At 65.2% G+C, this 18,427-nt stretch carries 20 protein-coding genes and 1 tRNA gene; 8 read left to right on the top strand and 13 right to left on the bottom strand.

Annotated features, from left to right (window positions below; translation table 11 throughout):
• Nucleotides 1–46: 46 nt before the first annotated feature.
• From ABZ720_RS13830 to arfB, 3 genes are all read left to right on the top strand, one after another.
• Nucleotides 47–1,390 carry a class I SAM-dependent methyltransferase gene (locus tag ABZ720_RS13830; protein WP_366556115.1) on the top strand — a complete coding sequence of 448 codons (1,344 nt, stop codon included), beginning with the start codon at nt 47–49 and terminating at the stop codon, nt 1,388–1,390.
• Nucleotides 1,391–1,526: 136 nt separating this feature from the next.
• A complete protein-coding gene (bmt, locus tag ABZ720_RS13825) occupies nt 1,527–2,543 on the top strand; it encodes a betaine--homocysteine S-methyltransferase (protein WP_366556114.1) in 1,017 nt (338 codons plus the stop codon).
• 13 nt (nt 2,544–2,556) lie between these two features.
• Nucleotides 2,557–2,976, top strand: a complete 420-nt coding sequence (gene arfB / locus ABZ720_RS13820; RefSeq protein ID WP_366556113.1) for an alternative ribosome rescue aminoacyl-tRNA hydrolase ArfB — start codon at nt 2,557–2,559, stop codon at nt 2,974–2,976.
• A gap of 15 nt (nt 2,977–2,991) precedes the next feature.
• Here arfB and ABZ720_RS13815 read toward each other — a convergent pair whose 3' ends face one another.
• The 5 genes from ABZ720_RS13815 to ABZ720_RS13795 all read right to left on the bottom strand — a co-directional run bounded on the left by ABZ720_RS13815 (nt 2,992) and on the right by ABZ720_RS13795 (nt 6,848).
• On the bottom strand, nt 2,992–3,345 hold the full coding sequence (locus ABZ720_RS13815; RefSeq protein WP_366556112.1) for an ACT-like domain-containing protein: 354 nt from the start codon (nt 3,343–3,345) through the stop codon (nt 2,992–2,994).
• A gap of 119 nt (nt 3,346–3,464) precedes the next feature.
• The gene (locus tag ABZ720_RS13810) at nt 3,465–4,334 is read right to left on the bottom strand and encodes a class I SAM-dependent methyltransferase (RefSeq protein WP_366556111.1); all 870 of its coding nucleotides are present in this window, start codon (nt 4,332–4,334) and stop codon (nt 3,465–3,467) included.
• Nucleotides 4,334–5,176: a metal-dependent hydrolase gene (locus tag ABZ720_RS13805; protein ID WP_366556110.1), complete on the bottom strand. Its 843-nt coding sequence runs from the start codon at nt 5,174–5,176 to the stop codon at nt 4,334–4,336. The genes ABZ720_RS13810 and ABZ720_RS13805 overlap by 1 nt, the downstream gene beginning before the upstream one ends.
• Before the next feature lie 86 nt (nt 5,177–5,262).
• Entirely contained in the window at nt 5,263–5,859 is a 597-nt protein-coding gene (locus ABZ720_RS13800; RefSeq protein ID WP_366556109.1) for a 2-hydroxychromene-2-carboxylate isomerase, read from the bottom strand.
• A gap of 32 nt (nt 5,860–5,891) precedes the next feature.
• Nucleotides 5,892–6,848 carry an aminotransferase class IV gene (locus tag ABZ720_RS13795; protein WP_366556108.1) on the bottom strand — a complete coding sequence of 319 codons (957 nt, stop codon included), beginning with the start codon at nt 6,846–6,848 and terminating at the stop codon, nt 5,892–5,894.
• A gap of 340 nt (nt 6,849–7,188) precedes the next feature.
• Between ABZ720_RS13795 and ABZ720_RS13790 the strand changes: the two genes are divergently transcribed.
• The 3 genes from ABZ720_RS13790 to ABZ720_RS13780 all read left to right on the top strand — a co-directional run bounded on the left by ABZ720_RS13790 (nt 7,189) and on the right by ABZ720_RS13780 (nt 9,174).
• Nucleotides 7,189–7,410, top strand: a complete 222-nt coding sequence (locus tag ABZ720_RS13790; RefSeq protein WP_275819721.1) for a YMGG-like glycine zipper-containing protein — start codon at nt 7,189–7,191, stop codon at nt 7,408–7,410.
• A 389-nt stretch (nt 7,411–7,799) separates the two neighbouring features.
• A complete protein-coding gene (locus ABZ720_RS13785) occupies nt 7,800–8,024 on the top strand; it encodes a YMGG-like glycine zipper-containing protein (RefSeq protein WP_366556107.1) in 225 nt (74 codons plus the stop codon).
• Nucleotides 8,025–8,247: 223 nt separating this feature from the next.
• Nucleotides 8,248–9,174 (top strand): TauD/TfdA dioxygenase family protein, encoded by a 927-nt coding sequence (locus tag ABZ720_RS13780; protein ID WP_366556106.1) that lies wholly within the window; start codon nt 8,248–8,250, stop codon nt 9,172–9,174.
• Between the two features lie 182 nt (nt 9,175–9,356).
• On the opposite strand, the gene ABZ720_RS13775 is transcribed toward ABZ720_RS13780, so the two are convergent.
• From ABZ720_RS13775 to ABZ720_RS13755, 5 genes are all read right to left on the bottom strand, one after another.
• Entirely contained in the window at nt 9,357–10,796 is a 1,440-nt protein-coding gene (locus tag ABZ720_RS13775; RefSeq protein ID WP_366556105.1) for a TrkH family potassium uptake protein, read from the bottom strand.
• Nucleotides 10,797–11,040: 244 nt separating this feature from the next.
• Nucleotides 11,041–11,127 (bottom strand) — tRNA-Leu (locus ABZ720_RS13770).
• Nucleotides 11,128–11,183: 56 nt separating this feature from the next.
• Entirely contained in the window at nt 11,184–12,290 is a 1,107-nt protein-coding gene (locus ABZ720_RS13765; protein WP_366556104.1) for an AbrB family transcriptional regulator, read from the bottom strand.
• Between the two features lie 12 nt (nt 12,291–12,302).
• Nucleotides 12,303–13,469 (bottom strand): acetylornithine deacetylase, encoded by a 1,167-nt coding sequence (gene argE, locus ABZ720_RS13760; RefSeq protein WP_366556103.1) that lies wholly within the window; start codon nt 13,467–13,469, stop codon nt 12,303–12,305.
• Nucleotides 13,470–13,572: 103 nt separating this feature from the next.
• Nucleotides 13,573–14,529 (bottom strand): transcriptional regulator GcvA, encoded by a 957-nt coding sequence (locus tag ABZ720_RS13755; RefSeq protein ID WP_366556102.1) that lies wholly within the window; start codon nt 14,527–14,529, stop codon nt 13,573–13,575.
• A gap of 149 nt (nt 14,530–14,678) precedes the next feature.
• On the opposite strand from ABZ720_RS13755, the gene ABZ720_RS13750 reads away from it, so the two are divergent.
• Together ABZ720_RS13750 and ABZ720_RS13745 are read left to right on the top strand one after the other, a co-directional pair.
• Nucleotides 14,679–14,918: a DUF1127 domain-containing protein gene (locus ABZ720_RS13750; protein ID WP_366556101.1), complete on the top strand. Its 240-nt coding sequence runs from the start codon at nt 14,679–14,681 to the stop codon at nt 14,916–14,918.
• 177 nt (nt 14,919–15,095) lie between these two features.
• Nucleotides 15,096–15,854: a M48 family metallopeptidase gene (locus ABZ720_RS13745; RefSeq protein ID WP_366556100.1), complete on the top strand. Its 759-nt coding sequence runs from the start codon at nt 15,096–15,098 to the stop codon at nt 15,852–15,854.
• 27 nt (nt 15,855–15,881) lie between these two features.
• Here the strand turns inward: ABZ720_RS13745 and ABZ720_RS13740 are convergent, their stop codons facing one another.
• From ABZ720_RS13740 to ABZ720_RS13730, 3 genes are read right to left on the bottom strand one after another with little or no spacing between them, the layout of a single operon-like run.
• A complete protein-coding gene (locus tag ABZ720_RS13740) occupies nt 15,882–16,682 on the bottom strand; it encodes an NAD kinase (protein WP_366556099.1) in 801 nt (266 codons plus the stop codon).
• Nucleotides 16,683–16,715: 33 nt separating this feature from the next.
• The gene (locus ABZ720_RS13735) at nt 16,716–17,330 is read right to left on the bottom strand and encodes an MlaC/ttg2D family ABC transporter substrate-binding protein (RefSeq protein WP_366556098.1); all 615 of its coding nucleotides are present in this window, start codon (nt 17,328–17,330) and stop codon (nt 16,716–16,718) included.
• Nucleotides 17,331–17,367: 37 nt separating this feature from the next.
• Nucleotides 17,368–18,345: an MlaA family lipoprotein gene (locus tag ABZ720_RS13730; protein WP_366556097.1), complete on the bottom strand. Its 978-nt coding sequence runs from the start codon at nt 18,343–18,345 to the stop codon at nt 17,368–17,370.
• Nucleotides 18,346–18,427: the final 82 nt, after the last annotated feature.

Here is an 18,427-nt window from a genome sequence, read left to right as displayed (position 1 = left end):
TCTGGTTTAGCCTGCTGCTAGCGTTTGCCAGTTTTGAGGAGTCGTCATGCCGGCGCCGTTGTCCGATTCCGCCCGCCTTCAGGCAGCAAGGCGGTTGCTTGCCTTTGTCGCTGCGAAAGCGGAGTTGCCGCTAAGCGTACGCCTTTGGGATGGCAGCACGGTCGCACTGGGGGCGGAAGAGGCGGCACAGGGGCACATTCTTGTGACGGGTCCCGAGGTGCTTGGTGCGCTGCTGCGCCGGCCCTCGTTGGACACACTCTTCCGGGTCTATGCCAAGGGCGGTCTGGAAGCGGAAGGCCTCAACCTTATCCAACTCTTCACCTTGCTCCGGCAGGGGCGCAAGCGCGCACGGCCCAGCCTGGGTGCGCTGCTGCGGGGGCTGCCGTGGTCGGCCATGCTGCCGCTGCTGACGGCGCGCGGGCCCGTTGGGCAGGTGCAGCACGCCTATGGCGGCGACGAGGAGGCGAAGGATCGGGCGCGTCGCGACGACAAGCGGTTGGTACAGTTCCACTACGATGTCAGCAACGACTTCTACGCGCTCTTCCTCGATCCGGAGATGGTCTACTCCTGTGCCTACTTCAGGAGCTGGGAGACACCGCTCGAGCAGGCCCAGCGCGACAAACTTGACCTCATCTGCCGCAAGCTGCGCCTGCAGCCGGGCGAGCGCTTCCTCGATATCGGTTGCGGCTGGGGCGCGCTGCTGTGTCATGCTGCGCAGCACTACGGCGTGGAAGCCCACGGTGTGACCCTGTCCCAGGAGCAGTTCGACTTTGCACAGCACAAGGTTGCGGCACTCGGTCTGCAGGATCGCGTGACCATCCAACTGGAGGACTACCGCAATCTGGAGGGCCGCTGGGACAAGATCGCCAGCATCGGCATGTACGAGCACGTCGGCATCGCCGGCTATCCCGCCTATTTCCGCAAGATTCGCGATCTGTTGGCGGACGGTGGCGTTTTCCTCAATCACGGCATCACCCGCCGCGCCAAGGGCAAGCAGCGCAAATTCGGCCGTATCAGCGGCGGCAAGCGCGTGATTCTGAAGTACATCTTCCCCGGCTCGGAGCTCGATCATATTGGGCATACGGCCCAGCAGATGGAGGCGGCCGGCTTCGAGGTGCATGACGTCGAGGGACTGCGCCGGCATTACGCGCGCACCTGCGCTCTCTGGTATGAGCGGCTAGCGGCGCAGCGCGCCGAGGCTGTCGCGCTGGTCGGGGCGGAGCGCTATCGTATGTGGCTGGCCTATCTGGCCGGCGTTGCACTCGGCTTCGACCAGGGACCCTTGCGGCTTTTCCAGACCGTGGCGACGCGCCTCGCCGCCGATGGTTCCGCGCCACTGCCGCCCACGCGTGCCGATCTTTACGAGGAGCGCGGGCTGCAAGCTCCCTGATGCACCCTTGCAGGGGATCGGCAGCCGTCGTACCGCTAGGGCATGCCGCGATTGGAATGAACCGGGCCGGTTCCCGCTTGATTGCGTCCAACTCCAGTGCTCGTCTGGAGAACGGTCCGCTGTTACCGGAGAGACTATGTCTGACCTGCTGCAACGCCTGCTCGCCGAGCGCCCCTGGTTGCTGGCCGACGGGGCCACTGGCACCAATCTCTTTGCCATGGGGCTCCAGCACGGCGATTCGCCGGAGCTGTGGAACCTCCAGGAACCGGGCAAGGTGAGCGCGCATTATCGCGCCTTCATTGAGGCCAGTTCCGACCTCGTTCTCACCAACAGCTTCGGCGGAACGGCCAACCGCCTGAAGCTGCACGGAGCCGAAGGGCAGGTGCGCGAGATCAATGCGGCGGCCGCGCGGCTGCTGAAGCAGGAGATCGAGGCCAGCGGGCGCGAAGTGGTTTGCGCCGGCTCGGTGGGGCCGACGGGCGATCTTTTCGTGCCGCTTGGTCCTCTGACCCATGAGGAAGGCGTGGCCGCCTTTCAGGCCCAGTGCGAGGGATTGGCCGAGGGCGGGGCGGACGTGGCCTGGATCGAGACCATGAGTGCGCCGGAAGAGATGGCGGCGGCCCTGGAAGGGGCGGCGGCTGCCGGCCTGCCTGCGGTCTGCACCGTCTCCTTTGACACCAACGGCCGGACCATGATGGGGGTCACGCCGGCGCAGCTGCCGGACTTGCTGCGCGCCAATGCCCATCCGCCGCTGGCCTTCGGCGGCAACTGCGGCACAGGCGCGGCCGAGTTGGTGGCGGCGCTCCTGGCCATGGCCGAGGCAGCGAAGCCGGAGGATGTCCTGGTCGCCAAGGCGAACTGCGGCATTCCCGAGTTCGTCGACGGGGAGGTGCGCTACAACGGCACGCCCGAGCTCATGGCACGCTACGCCGTGCTGGCCCGCGACGCCGGAGCGCGCATCATCGGTGGCTGCTGCGGCACCACGCCGGTGCATGTGATGGCGATGCGCCGGGCGCTTGAGGAAACGTCGCGCGGGGAGCGTCCCGGGCTTGCGGAGATCGAGGCCAGCCTGGGCGCAATCAGCGCCGGCGGGCGCGGCGAGGGCCCCGACCCGGACAGCCGGCGTCGCGAAGGCCGTCGCCGGCGAGGATAGTCAGGCTGCGCCCGTGATCAGGATCACAGACAGCCTGTCCATCGACGAGGCGGAGATCGAAGAGAGCTTTGTGCGCTCCTCGGGCCCCGGCGGGCAGAACGTCAACAAGGTGGCCACCGCGGTGCAGCTGCGCTTCGATGCCGGCGGCTCTCCGAGTTTGCCCGAGGCAGTGCGCGCACGCCTGCGGCGTCTGGCCGGGCAACGCATGACCAAGGACGGCGTCCTGGTGATAACCGCGCAGCGCTTTCGCAGTCAGGAGCGCAATCGCGAGGATGCGCTGGAGCGTCTGGTTGCGCTGCTGCGCCGGGCGGTTGTGGCGCCACGGACGCGCCGGCCGACGCGCCCGACGTTGGCATCAAAACGGCGGAGGCTGGAAAGCAAGCGCAAGCGCTCGACGGTCAAGCGCTTGCGTCAGCGCTCCGGGGACGAGTAGCGAAGGTCGCTCGCGTCAGCCCAGGTTCTTTTCCGACGTCAGGACCGTCTCCACGCCATAGATCTGCCGCAGGCAGCGGGCCATGTAGTCGCTGGTGTGAGCGTCCAGGCCGGTCACCTGCATGTCGATGGCGAGCTCGTCGCCCTGAACGCCGATCCGGTCGGCGTGCCAGCGCAGGGGCACCAGCCCCCGCTTGGCCAGCAACTCCAGCACGCGGGGCATCACGCCCGGCTCGGCCGCGGCCTGGATGGCGAAACAGAAGACCTGCTCCTGCGACGCAGGCGCGTGTCTGGCGCCAGTGTGCTGGGCTGAGAGGGAATGCGCGGGGAAGGGAAGGGGGGAGGTGGTAAGGCCGCTAGTGGCGGACATGATGCGTCGTCTCCATACACAACGAAAAACTGGAATCGGCAGAGCCCGGTCGCCCGAAGGGCGCCGGGTCGCTAATTCGCAGAATCGCTGTGTAGGCGACGTTTCGCATGACCATGAGGCTAGGCCGGCTTCTGCCGCCCGTCAATGCCTGCTGAAGCTTCTTCGCCGGGCTTCTCCAGCACCTTGCAGAGGTAGCAGACCTTCCCGGCCTTGAGCGAGGCGTAGAGGGCGGAGTCCTTGGTGGCGGAGAACTGCCGCGCAACGGCACGCCCGAGGCGCAGGGAATCAATGAGCTTGCTCTTGCGCTCGTGCATGGCGTCCAGGGCGCGCAGCACGTCCTGTGTGATGTCCTTTTCCACCAGGGGCACCAGGCGGCTGTTTGTAAAGGCTTCGCGGGTCGCCGGCATCATGCCCTTGCCCCGGATGTCGACCCAGCCGAAGCGCCCTCCCGGCCGCAGCACACGTTCCACCTCGCGGAGAAAGGCGGGCACGTCACCGTAGCAGTGCGAGGATTCCACATTGACCACGGCGTCGAAACTTCCGTCCGGAAAGGGGAGCTTTTCCGCATCACCTTGCTGGAAGCTCAATCCGGGAACCCCGCTGTTCAAGCGACGAGCCAAGCGCACCGTGGCCGCGGAGAAGTCGATCCCGACAACCTCATCCGGCCGGTGGTAGCGGGCGAGATAGGAGCTGCCGCCTCCGCGCCCCGAGCCCACCTCCAGCACCCGCTTGCCTTCCGGGTCGAGAGAACTTGCCAGGAGGTGATAGAGCCCGATAAAGCAGCGATCGGGCTCGTCCGCGGGCTCGAGTGGAAAGGGTGAGACGTCTTCGGGCGGCAGCCAGCCGTAGTTCATGAAGGTCCACTGGCGGTCGCGCCAGCCAACGGCGAGGCCCTGATACCACCAGCGCCACACGCGCTTCTGCAGTCCAGAGGGCAGGCTGCCGCGGTTGATGGCACCCAGGAACGACTTGTAGGCGCGCGAAAGCATCAGGCCGAGGTTTCGCTGTAGCCACTGAAATATGCCCGCCAGGGCTCCGCGGCGCTGCCGTCATCGCCCTTCCAGGGGTGGAAGCCGGGGCGATAGTAGCGGAGATAGTAACCCAGGGCGCGGCGATAATAGCCCGGTCTGCCGAACATGACCCACAGCACATGAAAAGAGTGCTTTCGGCCTGTCGGAATGCCGCGGGTCTGCAAGATCTCTTTGACGTTGGTGAGGAGGATGCGGTGCAGGTTTCTGGTGACGATGGCCAGGGGAATGCAACGCAGCAGGTAGCGCTTGTAGGCTGGCATGTCCTTGGTGACCTGCATCAGCACGTCATAGGCCACTGCCTTGTGCTCCATCTCCTCGAGGCAATGCCACGTCCAGAGATCGTGGTAGGCCTTCGGGGCGTTTGCGAGGATCCGCAGGTCGTTCAGGACCAGGTGGGCGAGTGTCGCCGTCAAGTGCTCGATGGCGGCGGTGAGTGCCAGACGCTTAAGCGGACTCGTGACCTTCGCGAGGGCGACTTTGACGCGCTCCTCCATCAGATCGACGGGATAGCCCAGCTTGCGCAGTCCCTCGTTGTAGGCGCGGTGCTCGCGTGTGTGCATCGCTTCCTGGATGCAGAACTGCTTGGCCTGCGCCTGCAGCGTCGGATCTTTGATCTTGGGCAGATAGTGCTGCACCGACGTGATGAAGAAGCGTTCACCTTCCGGGAAAAAGATCGACAGCGCATCGCAGTAGGCGGAACGCTTCGGATCCTTCTCGAACCAGTCCGGATCAGGCGCCGCCTCGATACCGAATCTCAGATTGCGCGCTTCGATCGTCAAAGCCTCGGCCGTGTCGACCATGGTCCCATCCCCTCAGGTGACTGAGGGGACACTAGCCTCATCGCCGTCAATGGAAAAGGTCGCGGTATATCCCGCGACACGATAACTCACCCCTTGAGGCGTGCCTCGACGAAATCGAGGCGATCCTGTCCCCAGAAGAGTTCGTCGTCGATCAGATAGCTGGGGACGCCGAACACTCCGTCCTCCAGCGCCTGTGCGGAGTAGGCGTTGCGTCGCGCGGCGATCTCCGGCTCCTTTGCCTGTGCCAGAAGGTTGGCGCCGTCCAAGCCCTGCTCATCGGCGACGGCCCGCAAGGTCTCCTCGTCGTCGATGTTGCGTTCCTCGGCCCAGACGGCGCGCAGCATGGCATGGGCCAGGGCCAGGGCGTTGGCTCCGGCCAGGTCAGCGGCAATCACCATGTGTGCCGCCGTCTGCTCCGGCGAGGGGAAGTGGCGTGGGTGCAGGGTGAGCGGCAGGCCGCGCTCCTCCCGCCAGCGCTCAAGTTCCTGCAGCCGATAGGCCTGACGCGCCGGCGCCCGTTTGGCCAGAGGGAGTCCGCCAGTCTTCGGGAAGACCTCGCTCAGGTCGATGGGGCGGATCTGGACCTGGGCGTCATAGCGTGTCACCAGATCGGTGAAACGCTGCGAACCGAGGTATGCCCAGGGCGAGACCAGGGCGAGATAGTAGGTAACCGTCTTGCGCATTGCGCTTCACTTTCCGCTGTTGGCTGACGCCGTCATAGATCACCGTCATAGTTCACCGGCGTGGTCCAGGCCGGATCCTGGTGCTTGGCCCAATAGAGCTCGCTCAGCGCGCTGGTTACAGCGCCGGGGCAGGGCTGCGGATAGGCTTTGCCGTCCAGTTGGCCCACCGGCATGATCCCGCCGGCGGTGGAGGTGATGAAGGCCTCATCGGCGCCGCGCAGCGTCTCCAGCGGCAGCGGTGCCACCTCTGTCTCCAGGCCCAACTCTGCACAGAGTTCCAGAGCGGTGCGCCGGGTGATGCCTTCCAGCACGCCTCGGTCCGTGGTGTAGACCCGGCCATCCTTCACCGCGAAGAGGTTGAACCCCGGTCCTTCCGTGATGTGGCCGGCGCCGTCGCTGAGTACGACGCTTTCGGCATTGTTGTCGTAGGCCTCGAACATGCCCTGCACCAGGTCGAGCCAGTGATAGTTCTTCACCGTCGGATCCACCGAGGCCGGCGGGATGCGCGGGATAGACGCCACCCACAGTGAGAGGCCACGCCGACGCTGCTCCTCGGTGGCGATCCAGCCGAAGGGGATGGCGAAGGCGATGAAGCGATTGATGGCCTTGCGCGGATCGCGACTGAAGTCCGGGGAGTGCCCGCGGGTGCAGATCATCTCCACATAGGCGTCGCGCAAGCCGGCGCGCCGGACGCAGGCGTGCAGGATCGCTTCCAGTTCCGCACGCTCGAACGGAAGCTGCATGCGCAGCTTCTCCACCGAGCGCTGGAAGCGCTCGACGTGGGCGTCCAGGCGGAAGAATTTGCCCTGCCAGACATGCACCACGTCGTAGGTGGCATCCGAGCGCAGGAAGCCCCAGTCCAGGACCGGGATTCGCGCCTCCTCCATCGAAACGAAACGCCCGTCGATCCAGGCGACGCCCGGCGGGAAGGCGGAAGCGCGGGCCTGCCCTGCGGCAGAAGCGGAAGTATCGGCGATCTGATCGAGCACGTTGGTCTCCTGGCTGCGGGGTCCTCCAGACTCGGACCGACGCAGTCTATCGCCACCCCGCTGGGGCCGAAAGACCGCTGTTGGGAGCGTATCGGGGTCATGCCAGCAGTGACATTTGCGGGGCAGGCATGAGGCAGGGAGACGCTAACTGCCTCGAACTGCAGAAATTCTTCGCGAGGTCTGTGCAAGACCTGCGGGTTCTCGCGGCGGTCTTGTCTTGCTTTCGCCTCAATCGGGAACAACCTGGGAAGCGTTACACCGCTGCAGCCAAGGTCAAAGCCCTGCCGGGCGCCTTGGATGACTTGCGAAAATGATACCATAACTGGAGGAGCAGAGCACAATGAAGCGCATTGCCTTGGTCGTCGTCGCCGTTGCAGGCCTGGGTCTGGCCGGATGCAGCAATATGAACAGGACCGAGCAGAGCATGCTGAGCGGTGGTGCCATGGGTGCGGCCGGCGGCGCCGCAATTGGTGCCCTGACCGGCGGCAGCACTGTCGCGGGTGCCCTGATCGGCGGTGCCGCTGGCACGGCCGGCGGCTATGTCTTTGACCGCTCGCGGTGATGCCGATGGAGCCTGGCGGGGTGGCGTGGCAACCCTTTCAGGTCTCCACCTCCGCCTGGCCGCCCCAGTAGCTGTTGAATCGGATCTTTATTTACAAATAGTCTCTTCATAATTCCCTCCACTTCTGTCCCTTGCCCACTTTGGCCGGCGCCGACTTATCGGGCCGGCCAATTTTTCTCAACAGGCTTGTGGCATCGCTGTGACAGTGCTTCGGAAGAGTGGTGGTTAACGCCCTGTAATAAATCGCAAAAAGGGAATGTCACAGTCCGGTTTCCCGGGAACGGGGTTGTACCGCGCGAAGGAATGCCAAGATGTGTGGGGAACGCGGCGCAGCTAAACGCAATAAAGCTTCGCCACAAGATAAGTAGGAGATGAAAGGAAGGCTCGCTATGAATAAGACCGCTTTCGCCCTTGTCGCCGTTGCCGGTTTGACCCTTGGTGCCTGCTCGGGCATGAGCAACACCGAGCAGCGCATGATGAGCGGTGGTGCCGGCGGCGCTGCAGCCGGTGCCGGCGTCGGAGCCGTCACGGGTGGCGACCCGGTCACCGGTGCCATCATCGGTGGCGCGGCTGGTACGGCCGGCGGCTACCTTTGGGATCAACACAAGCGCTGACGCGTCGCAGAACAATCCAACAAAGTCGGCAAAGGCCGTCTCGCTCCGGTGAGGCGGCCTTTTGCTGTGCGCCAAAAGCAACAGGCCTGCGCTTTGAAGTGCAGAAAGCCGGTCCGATGCAGGTTCTGGGCTGTCTTTCGCGGCTGTGCAGAGCGGTCTATCATGGGCACCAGCCGCCGCGGGCGCGTCCCGCGTCAATGAAAACAGGCACCGGAGGAACCCCATGGCCGCTCGCTACACTCTCAAGCCCCTGGACGATGCGCTGGGCGCCGAGATCACCGACCTCGATCTCCGCCAACCCCTGGACAACGCGCTGGTTGCCGAACTGCGCGATGCCTTGCAGCAGCATCACGTGCTCTGCTTCCGTCGCCAGGAGCTGACGGAGGAGCAGCAGGTCGAGATGTCGACGCGCTTCGGTCCGCTGGAGGCCTTTCCCGAGGCCGACAAGACCAAGAAGGCGCCGACCATCTACAACGTGGCCAATGTGACGGCCACGGGCGAGAGCCTGCCGGAGACCGACCACCGGGTGGTGTTCCAGAAGGTCAATGCCCGCTGGCACACCGACAGCTCCTATCGCTACATCCCCTCCTATGCCTCGCTGCTCTACGGCATCGAGGTCCTGCCTGATGAGGCCGAAGGCGGGCGCACCGGCTTTGCCAACATGCTGGCGGCCTACGATGCGCTGCCGGAGGAGACCAAGGAGCTCATCGAGCCGCTGCACATGGTGCACTACTACGAGTTTGGCCGCCGGCTCTTCCCCTCGTTGCCGCCGATCACCCAGCACGAGAAGGAGCAGATTCCGCCGGTCAGCCATCCGCTGGTGCGCGTCCATCCTGACCGCGGCAATCGCCGCTCGCTTTTCATGACGGCCAACTCCGGCAACGAGATCAGCGGCATGACCCTGGAAGAGGGCCAGGCGCTGCACCGCCAGCTCGTGGAGCATCTCTCACAGCCGCAGTTCTGCTATTTCCACAAGTGGCAGCAGGGCGACCTCGTGATGTGGGACAACCGCGTCACCTTGCACCGCGCCGAGGCCTATGACATGGGCCGCTACCGCCGCGTCTTCCGCCGCACCACCCTGGCCGGCGACGGCCCGATCCTGGGCCCCTTCTCCAACGCCGTGCGAAAGAAGCTGCGCAGCGCGGCGTAAGGGGAACGAACGGCCCCTCATGCGCGCGACCAAGAGAGATCATTGCGCGCCGTGGCCGGGGCCTTCGCCCATGGTCCGTTCGCGTCTTGGAGCAAAGACAACTGGCCCGACCTCATGTGCGCGGGGATAAGGGGCGTTCGTTGAGTCTCGTTCCGTAGAAAGCTGGGTGAAAGGGCAAGAGCTCAGCCCCGCCAGAAGCGGGGCATGAAGAGCACCAGTATGGTGAAAAGCTCGAGGCGCCCAAGCAGCATCGCAGCCGAGAGCAGCCATTTTGCCGGCTCGGGCAGTGCGCGGAAGGTGCTTGCCGGCCCCACCACATCGCCCAGGCCTGGTCCGACGTTGGTGAGGGCGGTGGTTGCGGCGCTGATGGCAGTTAGGAAATCCAGCCGCATGGCCGTCAGCGAAAGTGTCACCACTGCCACCGTCACAAAGAAGAGCAGCACGAAGCCGGCGACCGATGCACGTACCGACTCGTCGATCTGCCGATTCCGGTAAACGATCAGAAACACGCCGTGCGGATGGATCAGCCGTTTGAGCTGGGCCAGAGCCGACTGAGCCAGGACATAGAACCGATAGATCTTGATCGCGCCGGCGGTGGAGCCGGAGCAGCCGCCAAGGAACATAATGAAGAAGAAGAGCAGCACCGCCCAGTTGCCCCAAAGGGTGTAATCGGTCGAGGCATAGCCGGTGGTGGTGATGATCGACACTACGTTGAAGGCGGCCAAAGTGAGTGCCTGCAGCGGCGTTTCATCATGTTCCAGCCACAGGCGCGTGGCGGTGTAGAGAACGAAGGCGGTGACCAGCGTAAGGAACCAGCGCACCTGAGGGTCGCGCCAGAGTTCCAACGGCCGGCCGCGCAGCACCTGAATGTAGAGGAGAAAGGGCAGGGCACCGGCCAGCATGAAGGTGACTGCAGCCCATTGCACCATGGGCTGCGGCCATTTCCCCATCGACTGATCCGACGTGGAGTAACCGCCGGTGGCCAGTGTTGTCAGGGCATGGGCGAAAGCATCGAACAGCGTCATGCCGCCAACCCAGTAGGCGAACATGCACAGCAAGGTGAGTGTCAGATAGCATTCGATAATCAGCCGGCTGAAGTCCCGGATGCGCAGATTGAACTGATTGCGCTCGGAGGATTCGGCGCGAAAGAGCTGCATGCCGCCCACGCGGAGGAAGGGCAGGATCGCGATCGCCATCACGATGATGCCGATCCCGCCAAGCCATTGCAGCAGCGCGCGCCAGACCAGGATGCCGCGCGGCATTTCGTCGAGGCCCACGAGCACCGTGGACCCCGTGGTGGTCAACCCCGAGACTGCTTCGAAGAAGCCGTCGGCATAGGAAACGCCGTCCAGGTTGGCGAGCGCAAAGGGCAGCGCAGCGAAAGCGGAAATACCTGTCCAGGCAAAGCTGGTCAAAAGGAAGGCCTGGCGGATGTCGAGCTTTGTCGAGCCGCCGCGGCTGCTGAGGTACAGCGCGCCTGCGCAGGTGATGGTGACGGCCGAGGAGCCAACGAAGACCTGCCAGCCCGCCCTCAGGTCGAACAGCGCCGGCAGAAGCATTGCGGCGCCAAGGACGAGCAGAATCAGGCTCAACAAGTGCAGCACAGGGCGGAAGGACGGCATGAAGACCTGCCATAACGAAGCGGCGCAGCTTCTGCCGGATGCCCTGGATTGGCAAGGGAGGTCAGTGTGCCAGCCGTGGTGCACGTCCGGCGCGGGAAGGATCAATGGCTATGGATGGTTGCCGGCGCCGATGGGGTGCGGAGGACAGAGACGGAACGAAAGTGAGTCACTTTTTCTGGGGATTGGAGCCGGTGACTCAATTAGCCTCGAAAAATCGTTTATAATTAATGGCTTTCTCCGCTGCTGGTGGCCCCTCCCGGACTCGAACCGGGACGGCCTGTCGGCCTCAAGATTTTAAGTCTTGTGCGTCTACCTGTTCCGCCAAGGGGCCAGCGCGGGAGAGAGATAGCAGGCGCAGCCGTGGGCCGCCAAGCCTGCTTGTTGTGCCTAAATCTCCTCCTCGGCCTTCCGGCCGGTCAGCCACTGGAAGGCCGGGGTGGCCACGACCACGATGAGGATGATGCGCACGATGTGGTGGGTGGCGACCAGGGCGGCGTCGGAGCCCAGGGCAATGGCGATCAGGCTCATTTCGGCGAGCCCGCCCGGCGCGTAGGCCAGGACCAGGGGGCCGAAGCCGATGCCGAGCCAGGCCTCAAGGAGGGCGGCGAACACCAGGGTGATGACCACCAGGACGATGGTGACGCCCAGGGAATCGCGCAGTGCCCGCAGCACGAAGGCGAGGCTGGTGTTGGCGAAGCGTGCACCGATTGCCGCGCCCACGGCCACCTGGGCGGCGGCAACGATTTCGGCCGGCGGCGGCTCCGAGGTCCAGCCGGCCAGATGCACGCCGGCGCTGGCCAGCATGGGGCCGATGATGGAGGCAGCCGGGAGCTTCACCGCGCGGGCGGCGAGCCAGCCGACAAGGCCGGTCGCGGCCAGGATGGCGAGGTCGACGCTTGCCACTTCGAACAGGCTGGGCCCCGGCACGCCGAGTCCGCCCACCGGCGCCACGTCGAGAAGCCAGCGGAAACCGAAGGGAATGGTCAGCACCACCACGAGGATGCGCGCCGAGTGCACCAGGGAGATGCGCCGGCCGTCGCCGCCGTAGGCCGTGCCCATGATCACCATTTCGTTGAGCCCGCCCGGTGTGGCGGAAAAGTAGGCGGTCACGGGATCGTAGCCGCAGAGCCGGCGGAAGAAGACATAGCCAACCGCGGTGCTGACCACGATGTAGACCGCCATGGCGGCCAGGCTCAGGGTCCACTCCCCCAGCACCGCCATGATCTCAGGCGTGAAGCCGCTGCCCAGCATCACACCCAGGACGATGATCATCGCCGTGCGCAGCCCTGCTGCCATGGCGATGGGGGCCCCGGCCATGGAGGCCAGGGTGGTGACCACCATGGCGCCGATCATCCAGGGCAGCGGCAGGCCAACCGACGCCGCGGCCCAGCCCCCGGCGCTGCCGAGAGTGAGTGCCAGGCCGATAGCCGGCCAGCGCCGCAGCGGCGCCATTACACTGCGGCGGTCGCTGCGTTTGCTCTCCGCTTTAGCCACGCCGGCAGCCCGTCACTCCTTGGCGAGCCGTTCGCAGAGGCGGTCCATGAAGGCTTCGCAGAGCGCGACCTGGTCCAGCGCGATGAACTCGTCGGGCTTGTGCGCCTGGTCGATGCCGCCGGGGCCGCAGACCACGGCCGGGATGCCGGCATCGGAGATCAAGCCCGCTTCGGTGCCGAAGGCCACCTTGGTGGTGCTGTTGGCACCGGTCAGTGCCTTGGCCAGTTGCACCACCTCGTGGTCGTCGGGAATGTCGAGCCCGGAGAAGGAGGAAATCTCCTCGAAGTCGACAGCGGCCTGGGGGTAGACCGCCTGCATGGCGGGCAGCAGCTCCTTGCGGGCGTAGTCGACCACTTCCTGCAGCAGCACATGCGGGTCCTCGCTCGGCAGGTAGCGGAACTCGAACTCGAAGCTGCAGTCCTTCGGCACGATGTTAAGCGCGGTGCCGCCCTCGATGGTGCCGCTGTGCGCAGTGGTATAGGGCACGTCGTAGGCGTGGTCGTAGGGCCCTTCCGCGGCCTTGCGCCGGGCCATGTCGCTCAGCATGACGACGATGCGCGCGGCATACTCGATGGCGTTTACGCCATGGGGCGCCAGCGAGGAGTGGCATTCGAAGCCGTGGACGTGGCAGCGGTGGCTGAGCTTGCCTTTGTGGGCGTTGACCACGCGCATGCCGGTGGGCTCGCCGATGATGGCCATGCGCGGACGCACCGGCTTCTGGGCCAGATGCGCGAGCAGCGGCCGCACGCCCAGACACCCCACCTCCTCGTCGTAGGAGAAACAGAAATGCACCGGCGTTGCCTTGGCGCGCTCCAGGAAGCGCGGCGCGTAGGCCAGACAGACCGCAATGAAGGATTTCATGTCGCAGGTGCCGCGGCCGAAGAGCTTGCCGTCTTCCTCGGAAACCAGCCAGGGGTCGCGGGTCCAGGTCTGGCCGTCGATCGGCACCACGTCGGTGTGGCCCGAAAGCGCGATGCCGGGGCGGTCCGCCGGGCCCAGGGTTGCATAGAGGTTCGCCTTGGCGCCGCTGTCGTCATGGACCAACTCGGACTCGATGCCGAGCCCGGTCAGGTAGTCACGAATGAAGTGGATCAGATCGAGGTTGGAATTGCGGCTGGTGGTGTCGAAGGCAATGAGCCGTTCGATCATTTCCCGACTGGCGGCGGAAGGCTGTGCCATGGTGCTGTTGTTCCCCAGGTGACGACATGATGCCCCTTTCCTATAGCACCGCACCCACAAGGGGGCACGCCTGCAGTGGCGGGGCGGTGCTCTTGGCCGGGGATCAGTCGTCCACCTGCGCGTCGCCCTGCTCGGCGGCGAGCGCCTCGATCCGCGCCTCGGTGTCGGCAGCCTCTGCCATCATCCACGCGCGGAAGACCTTGACCTTCGCCTGGGCCGCCGCCCGTGGCGTGGTGACGAACCAGTAGTCATAGCGTGTACGAACCGAAGGACCGAAGGGCAGCGTCAGGAGCCCGGCTGCGAGGTCGTCCACCGCCAGACTGGCCCGGGCCAAAGCAACCCCCTGGCCGGCGATGGCGGCGGAGAGCACCATGGCCGAGTCGCTGAATCCGGGACCGCGTTGCGGGTCGATGCCCTTCAGTCCCACCAGCCGCACCCAGGTCTGCCAGTCGGCCTCGATCCCGCCGCCGAAAACCTCATCGTGCAGCAGGACGTGGTGGCGCAGGTCTTCGGGCTTTCCGAGTGGTTTCGGTCCCTGCAGCAGGGCGGGGCTGCAGACCGGCAGGCGCCGGTCGCCCATCAGCCGCTCGACCGTCAGCCCGGGATAGCGCCCGCTGCCGAAGCGCAGGCCGACATCGATGCCTTCCGCCTCCAGATCCGAGAGTTCCTGGTTGGCGGAGACCAGCACGTCGATATCCGGGTGCTGCTCGCGGAAGCGGGCGAGGCGGGGCAGCAGCCAGCGTGCGGCGAAGGAGGGCAGGGCGCTGACCTTCAAGGAGCCTTCCTCCTCGCGCAGGGACAGGCGGCGAGTGGCCTTGTCCATGAGGTCGAAGGCCTCGGTCAGGGCGGGGAGATAGCTGCGCCCGGCTTCCGTCAAGGTGAGCCCCCGGTTGCGCCGGTGGAACAGGCTCTGCCCCAGGCGCGCCTCAAGCCCGCGGATCTGATGACTGACCGCCGCCTGGGTCACGTTCAGCTCCCGGGCAGCCTCGGTGAAGGAGAGGTGGCGTGCGGCAGCCTCGAAGGCGCGCAGGGCGTTGAGGGGTGGCAGGCGGCGGCTCATGACTATTCATTAGAAAATCTCAGATCAATGATGAGTTTATCCCGTTTGTGCCGTGGCGCAAGATCGCGCATCTTCACCCCAGTAATGAACAAGGTGCGCAGAGTTTTCATCGGCGCACGCCAGTTCTCAGTCCATGAGGAGAATTCGTCATGTCGCGCCATACTTCGCGGCCGATGCCGACGCTCGCCCATAAGGCATCCGGCAACTCGCTTCACCTTCCCTCGCCGTTGGAAGCCCTGCTGCGCCTCTATCGCCTAACCGGCATCTGGACCCGGCGCTCGCAGGACCGCCTGCATCTCAAGGAGCTGGACGATCACCTGCTGCAGGATCTCGGGCTGAGCCGCGAACAGGTGGAGCGGGAAATTTCCAAACCTTTCTGGCGAGGGTGAGAGCTGCTTGACGCCGGCTGTGTCCGTGCCGATTGCGGGCCATCCAGCAGGAGTTGTTTGTACCCAATCTGTCACACGGCAGCGACCTTGCGCCCGCGCGAGGATGGCCCCATCTTGAGCGCCACACTCGGATCCAGGGCGGGAGAAACAGTCATGTGCGGCAATTCCGGAGGCCTCATGTCGCGGCGGGCCGTCTTGAGTGGGCTCGCGGCGGGAAGCCTCGTGGTGGTGACGGGCTGTGCGGACAACCCGCAACTGGGGCGCCAGCAGTTGATCCTGGTCGACGATGGCCAACTTTCGGAAATGGGGGTGGCGACCTGGCGCAGCATCCGTCAGCAGGAAAGGGTGTCGCGTGATGGCGGACTCAACCGGCGCATCGAAACGATCGGTTCGCGCATCGTCTCAGCCGCCGGACTGCAGGATGCCTACGACTGGGAATACGCGGTTTTCGAGAATGAGCAGGCCAATGCCTTCGCCCTGCCGGGTGGAAAGATCGGCATCAATACCGGTTTGATCGACATCGCGAGCAGCGACGACGAGATCGCCGCTGTGGTCGGTCACGAGGTGGCGCATGTCACCAGCCGCCATTCGGCCGAGCGCGTGAGCCAGTCGATGCTGTCCGAAATGGGCGTTTCCCTGGCCCAGATCGGCCTGGGCAGCGCCGGCGTGTCCCCCGACCTTGCCGGGGTTCTGGGTGCCGGCGTTCAGATGGGTGTGCTGCTGCCCTATTCGCGCCGTCACGAGTACGAAGCCGACCGCCTCGGCCTGCGCTATGCGGCACGGGCCGGTTATGATCCCCGCGCTGCGCTCAGCTTCTGGGAGGCCATGGCGCGGCAGAGCGAGGGCGGCAAACCGCCCGAATTCCTCTCGACCCACCCGGCGGACGCCAATCGCATCGCGGCTCTGCGCGAGGAACTGCAGGCTCTCGGTTACTGAAGCGGCTGAGACAGCAAACCCCATCCGTCATGGAATGAACTGCTCCTTGAGGATGCGTTCTTCGAGGTTGTGCTCTGGATCGAAGAGCAGGCGGAGGCTGGTTTCCCGATCCTCCCGGATCGTGACCTCGACCACGTCCCGCACCTCGGTGAAATCCGCCGTTGCGGACACCGGCCGCTTCAAGTGCTCCAGCACCTCGAAAGTCACCTTTGCGCCTCGCGGCAGCAGCGCGCCCCGCCAGCGCCGGGGGCGGAAGGCGCTGATTGGCGTGAGCGCCAGGAGCGGCGTGCCCAGGGGCAGGATCGGGCCGTGGGCTGAGAGATTGTAGGCCGTGCTGCCTGCCGGCGTTGCCACCAGCACGCCGTCGCAGACCAGTTCCTCCAGCCGGACCACGCTGTCGATACGGATGCGGATCTTCGCTGCCTGCCGGCTTTCCCGGAAAAGCGAGACCTCATTCAGTGCCAGCGCCTCGGAATGACCGCCCTCGCGCGTGCGCGCCACCATGCGCAGGGGATGCAGCCGCACCTCCTGGGCCTGCGCGAGCCGATCGATCAGCCCATCGCTTTCAAACTCGTTCATCAGGAAGCCGACGGTGCCGCAGTTCATGCCATAGATCGGCACAGAGCGCCCCACAGTTCGATGCAGGGTCTCCAGCATGAAGCCGTCACCGCCCAGCGCGACGATGACCTCCGCCTCGTCCACGTCGCAGGAGGCGTAGCGCGCGATCAGGTCATCGCGCGCCTGATTTGCCTCCGGGGTCGAGGCAGCAACGAAGGCGATTTTCGGGCGGGGGCCGTCGGGCCCGGCGGCGCCCGTTTCGTCGCTCAAGTGGAACGATTCCTTTATTGGTCAAACGCAGTGTCAGTCGGGACGGAAGGCGCCGCGGGCGACCTGCTCCTCGAGCCGCGTCACCAGGCCGGCCAATCCCCCTTCCTGACGCATGACCGACGCATACTCCTCGCGCAGCGTGAGCGCGAGGCTCGCGCCTTCGGCACGCACGTCGAGAATCTTGTAGCCGCCGTTGACCCGGCGCAGTCGCCAGTCGGTGTTCACCGGTTGCCCGTTCGGCGCCTGGAAGGAGATGCGAACCCAGGAAAGGTCCTCATTCTCGCTGTCCGGTCGCACGCCATTCGTGGCGAAGGACTCACCGCTGTACGCCTCGAACAGTGGGAGGAAGCGCTGCGAGAGGTAGTCCTTGAAGACCGAGATGAAAGCCTGCCGATCTTCCTCGGCTGCGCCCCGCCACTGCCGGGCGATGATGAAGCGGGAGATGGCTTCCAGATCGAAGCCTTCGTCCAGCATGGCCTTGAACTCGGCTTCACGCTCTTCGAACGGCACCGATTCGTCGGAGAGCTGCTCCACCGCCTGTTGACCGAAGTCGCGCAGGAAGGCATCCGGACTCTCGTTGGCATGGGCGGCAGGAGGCGCGGTCACAACGAGGAGCAGTGCGAGGGAAAGGAACAGGCGGCGGATCATGGGACCTCCTTGGAAACCTATGTGCCCATTCGACCTCTTATAGGTCGGGGAAGGGACTTGTTCCGAACTCGAGCTCCGCGTCACGCGGCGCCCGCTTCTGTATCTGGTCCTCACGGGCCTGCCGCCACAAGGACCTTATACGCGTATAGTCATCGAGCGAGTCGGCAAGTGCCTGGTCCAGCATGTCCAGGGACCGTGCGCGGGCGTCCACGCCACTGACGATGGAGCGCGGGAGGGTGAGGTTCTGCGCGTCATCGCCATGGGTGATGGAAAGGTAGGTCAGGGGGTCGAACGCACGATCAACAATGCGCCCGGTGGCGTCGCGCAGGCTGGAGGGGCCGAAGACCGGCAGCACAATATAGAAGCCTTCCCCAGCGCCGTAGGTCCCCAGAGTCTGCCCGAAATCTGCGTCCTGATAGGGCAGGCCGAGTTCACCGGCGTAATCGTAGAAGCCGAGTGAGAAAGCCGTGTTGACGAAGAAGCGCTTGCTGGTGTTGAGCGCCCGGTCTCCATCGCCCTGCAGCAGGTCGTTGGCCAGGATCACCGGCGTGGAGAGGTTGCGCAGGAAGTTACGCAGGGCATCGCGGATGCCCGAGGGCACCAGTTCACGATAGGTGAAGGCCACGGGACGTAGGAACAGCGTATCCAGCATGTCGTTGAAGGCGAAGGTGAAGCGATTGAGGGTCTCCAGTGGATCGCCGTCGCCCTCGTTTTCCGACCCGCTTACACCGAAAAGGGCGTCCTCATCGTAGTCACCCTCATCGTAGTCGTAGACATCGTCGAGCTCTTCGTCGGACAGATCGGCTTGCGCCAGGGCCGCGCGCTGCAACAGGGGAGACTGCAGGGCGCTCTCGCCTCGTGCGATGCCGGCTCGCGATGCGCTGTCGGACCCGCCGGAGTCCGGAGGCGTGGCGCAGGCGCTGACGAGCAGACAGGCGCCGATACCCAGTGCCCCCAGCATCCTGCGACCGGAAACCATGTTGGCCCCGCTGTATGAAGTGGTTTCCTGCGGCATGAACTACCCCTGAAGTCAAAATCCTGGAACTGCCCAAGTGTCCGCGGCGCTTTCCCCCGGCGGCCTTCTTGTACCTCCCATT

Origin of the sequence: Aquibaculum sediminis, assembly GCF_040712085.1 — a bacterium.
GTDB lineage: Bacteria > Pseudomonadota > Alphaproteobacteria > Kiloniellales > DSM-21159 > Aquibaculum > Aquibaculum sediminis.
Note: the sequence above shows the minus strand (reverse complement) of the source record. Positions and strands in the feature narration are given on the sequence as shown.

What these genes read in the sequence shown, in the direction of transcription:
- ABZ720_RS13830 (WP_366556115.1), top strand. Translation starts at nt 47, where the DNA reads ATGCCGGCGCCGTTGTCCGATTCCGCCCGCCTTCAGGCAGCAAGGCGG.
- bmt (WP_366556114.1), top strand. Translation starts at nt 1,527, where the DNA reads ATGTCTGACCTGCTGCAACGCCTGCTCGCCGAGCGCCCCTGGTTGCTG.
- ABZ720_RS13815 (WP_366556112.1), bottom strand. Translation starts at nt 3,345, where the DNA reads ATGTCCGCCACTAGCGGCCTTACCACCTCCCCCCTTCCCTTCCCCGCG.
- ABZ720_RS13810 (WP_366556111.1), bottom strand. Translation starts at nt 4,334, where the DNA reads ATGCTTTCGCGCGCCTACAAGTCGTTCCTGGGTGCCATCAACCGCGGC.
- ABZ720_RS13805 (WP_366556110.1), bottom strand. Translation starts at nt 5,176, where the DNA reads ATGGTCGACACGGCCGAGGCTTTGACGATCGAAGCGCGCAATCTGAGA.
- ABZ720_RS13800 (WP_366556109.1), bottom strand. Translation starts at nt 5,859, where the DNA reads ATGCGCAAGACGGTTACCTACTATCTCGCCCTGGTCTCGCCCTGGGCA.
- ABZ720_RS13790 (WP_275819721.1), top strand. Translation starts at nt 7,189, where the DNA reads ATGAAGCGCATTGCCTTGGTCGTCGTCGCCGTTGCAGGCCTGGGTCTG.
- ABZ720_RS13785 (WP_366556107.1), top strand. Translation starts at nt 7,800, where the DNA reads ATGAATAAGACCGCTTTCGCCCTTGTCGCCGTTGCCGGTTTGACCCTT.
- ABZ720_RS13780 (WP_366556106.1), top strand. Translation starts at nt 8,248, where the DNA reads ATGGCCGCTCGCTACACTCTCAAGCCCCTGGACGATGCGCTGGGCGCC.
- ABZ720_RS13775 (WP_366556105.1), bottom strand. Translation starts at nt 10,796, where the DNA reads ATGCCGTCCTTCCGCCCTGTGCTGCACTTGTTGAGCCTGATTCTGCTC.
- argE (WP_366556103.1), bottom strand. Translation starts at nt 13,469, where the DNA reads ATGGCACAGCCTTCCGCCGCCAGTCGGGAAATGATCGAACGGCTCATT.
- ABZ720_RS13755 (WP_366556102.1), bottom strand. Translation starts at nt 14,529, where the DNA reads ATGAGCCGCCGCCTGCCACCCCTCAACGCCCTGCGCGCCTTCGAGGCT.
- ABZ720_RS13750 (WP_366556101.1), top strand. Translation starts at nt 14,679, where the DNA reads ATGTCGCGCCATACTTCGCGGCCGATGCCGACGCTCGCCCATAAGGCA.
- ABZ720_RS13745 (WP_366556100.1), top strand. Translation starts at nt 15,096, where the DNA reads ATGTCGCGGCGGGCCGTCTTGAGTGGGCTCGCGGCGGGAAGCCTCGTG.
- ABZ720_RS13735 (WP_366556098.1), bottom strand. Translation starts at nt 17,330, where the DNA reads ATGATCCGCCGCCTGTTCCTTTCCCTCGCACTGCTCCTCGTTGTGACC.
- ABZ720_RS13730 (WP_366556097.1), bottom strand. Translation starts at nt 18,345, where the DNA reads ATGCCGCAGGAAACCACTTCATACAGCGGGGCCAACATGGTTTCCGGT.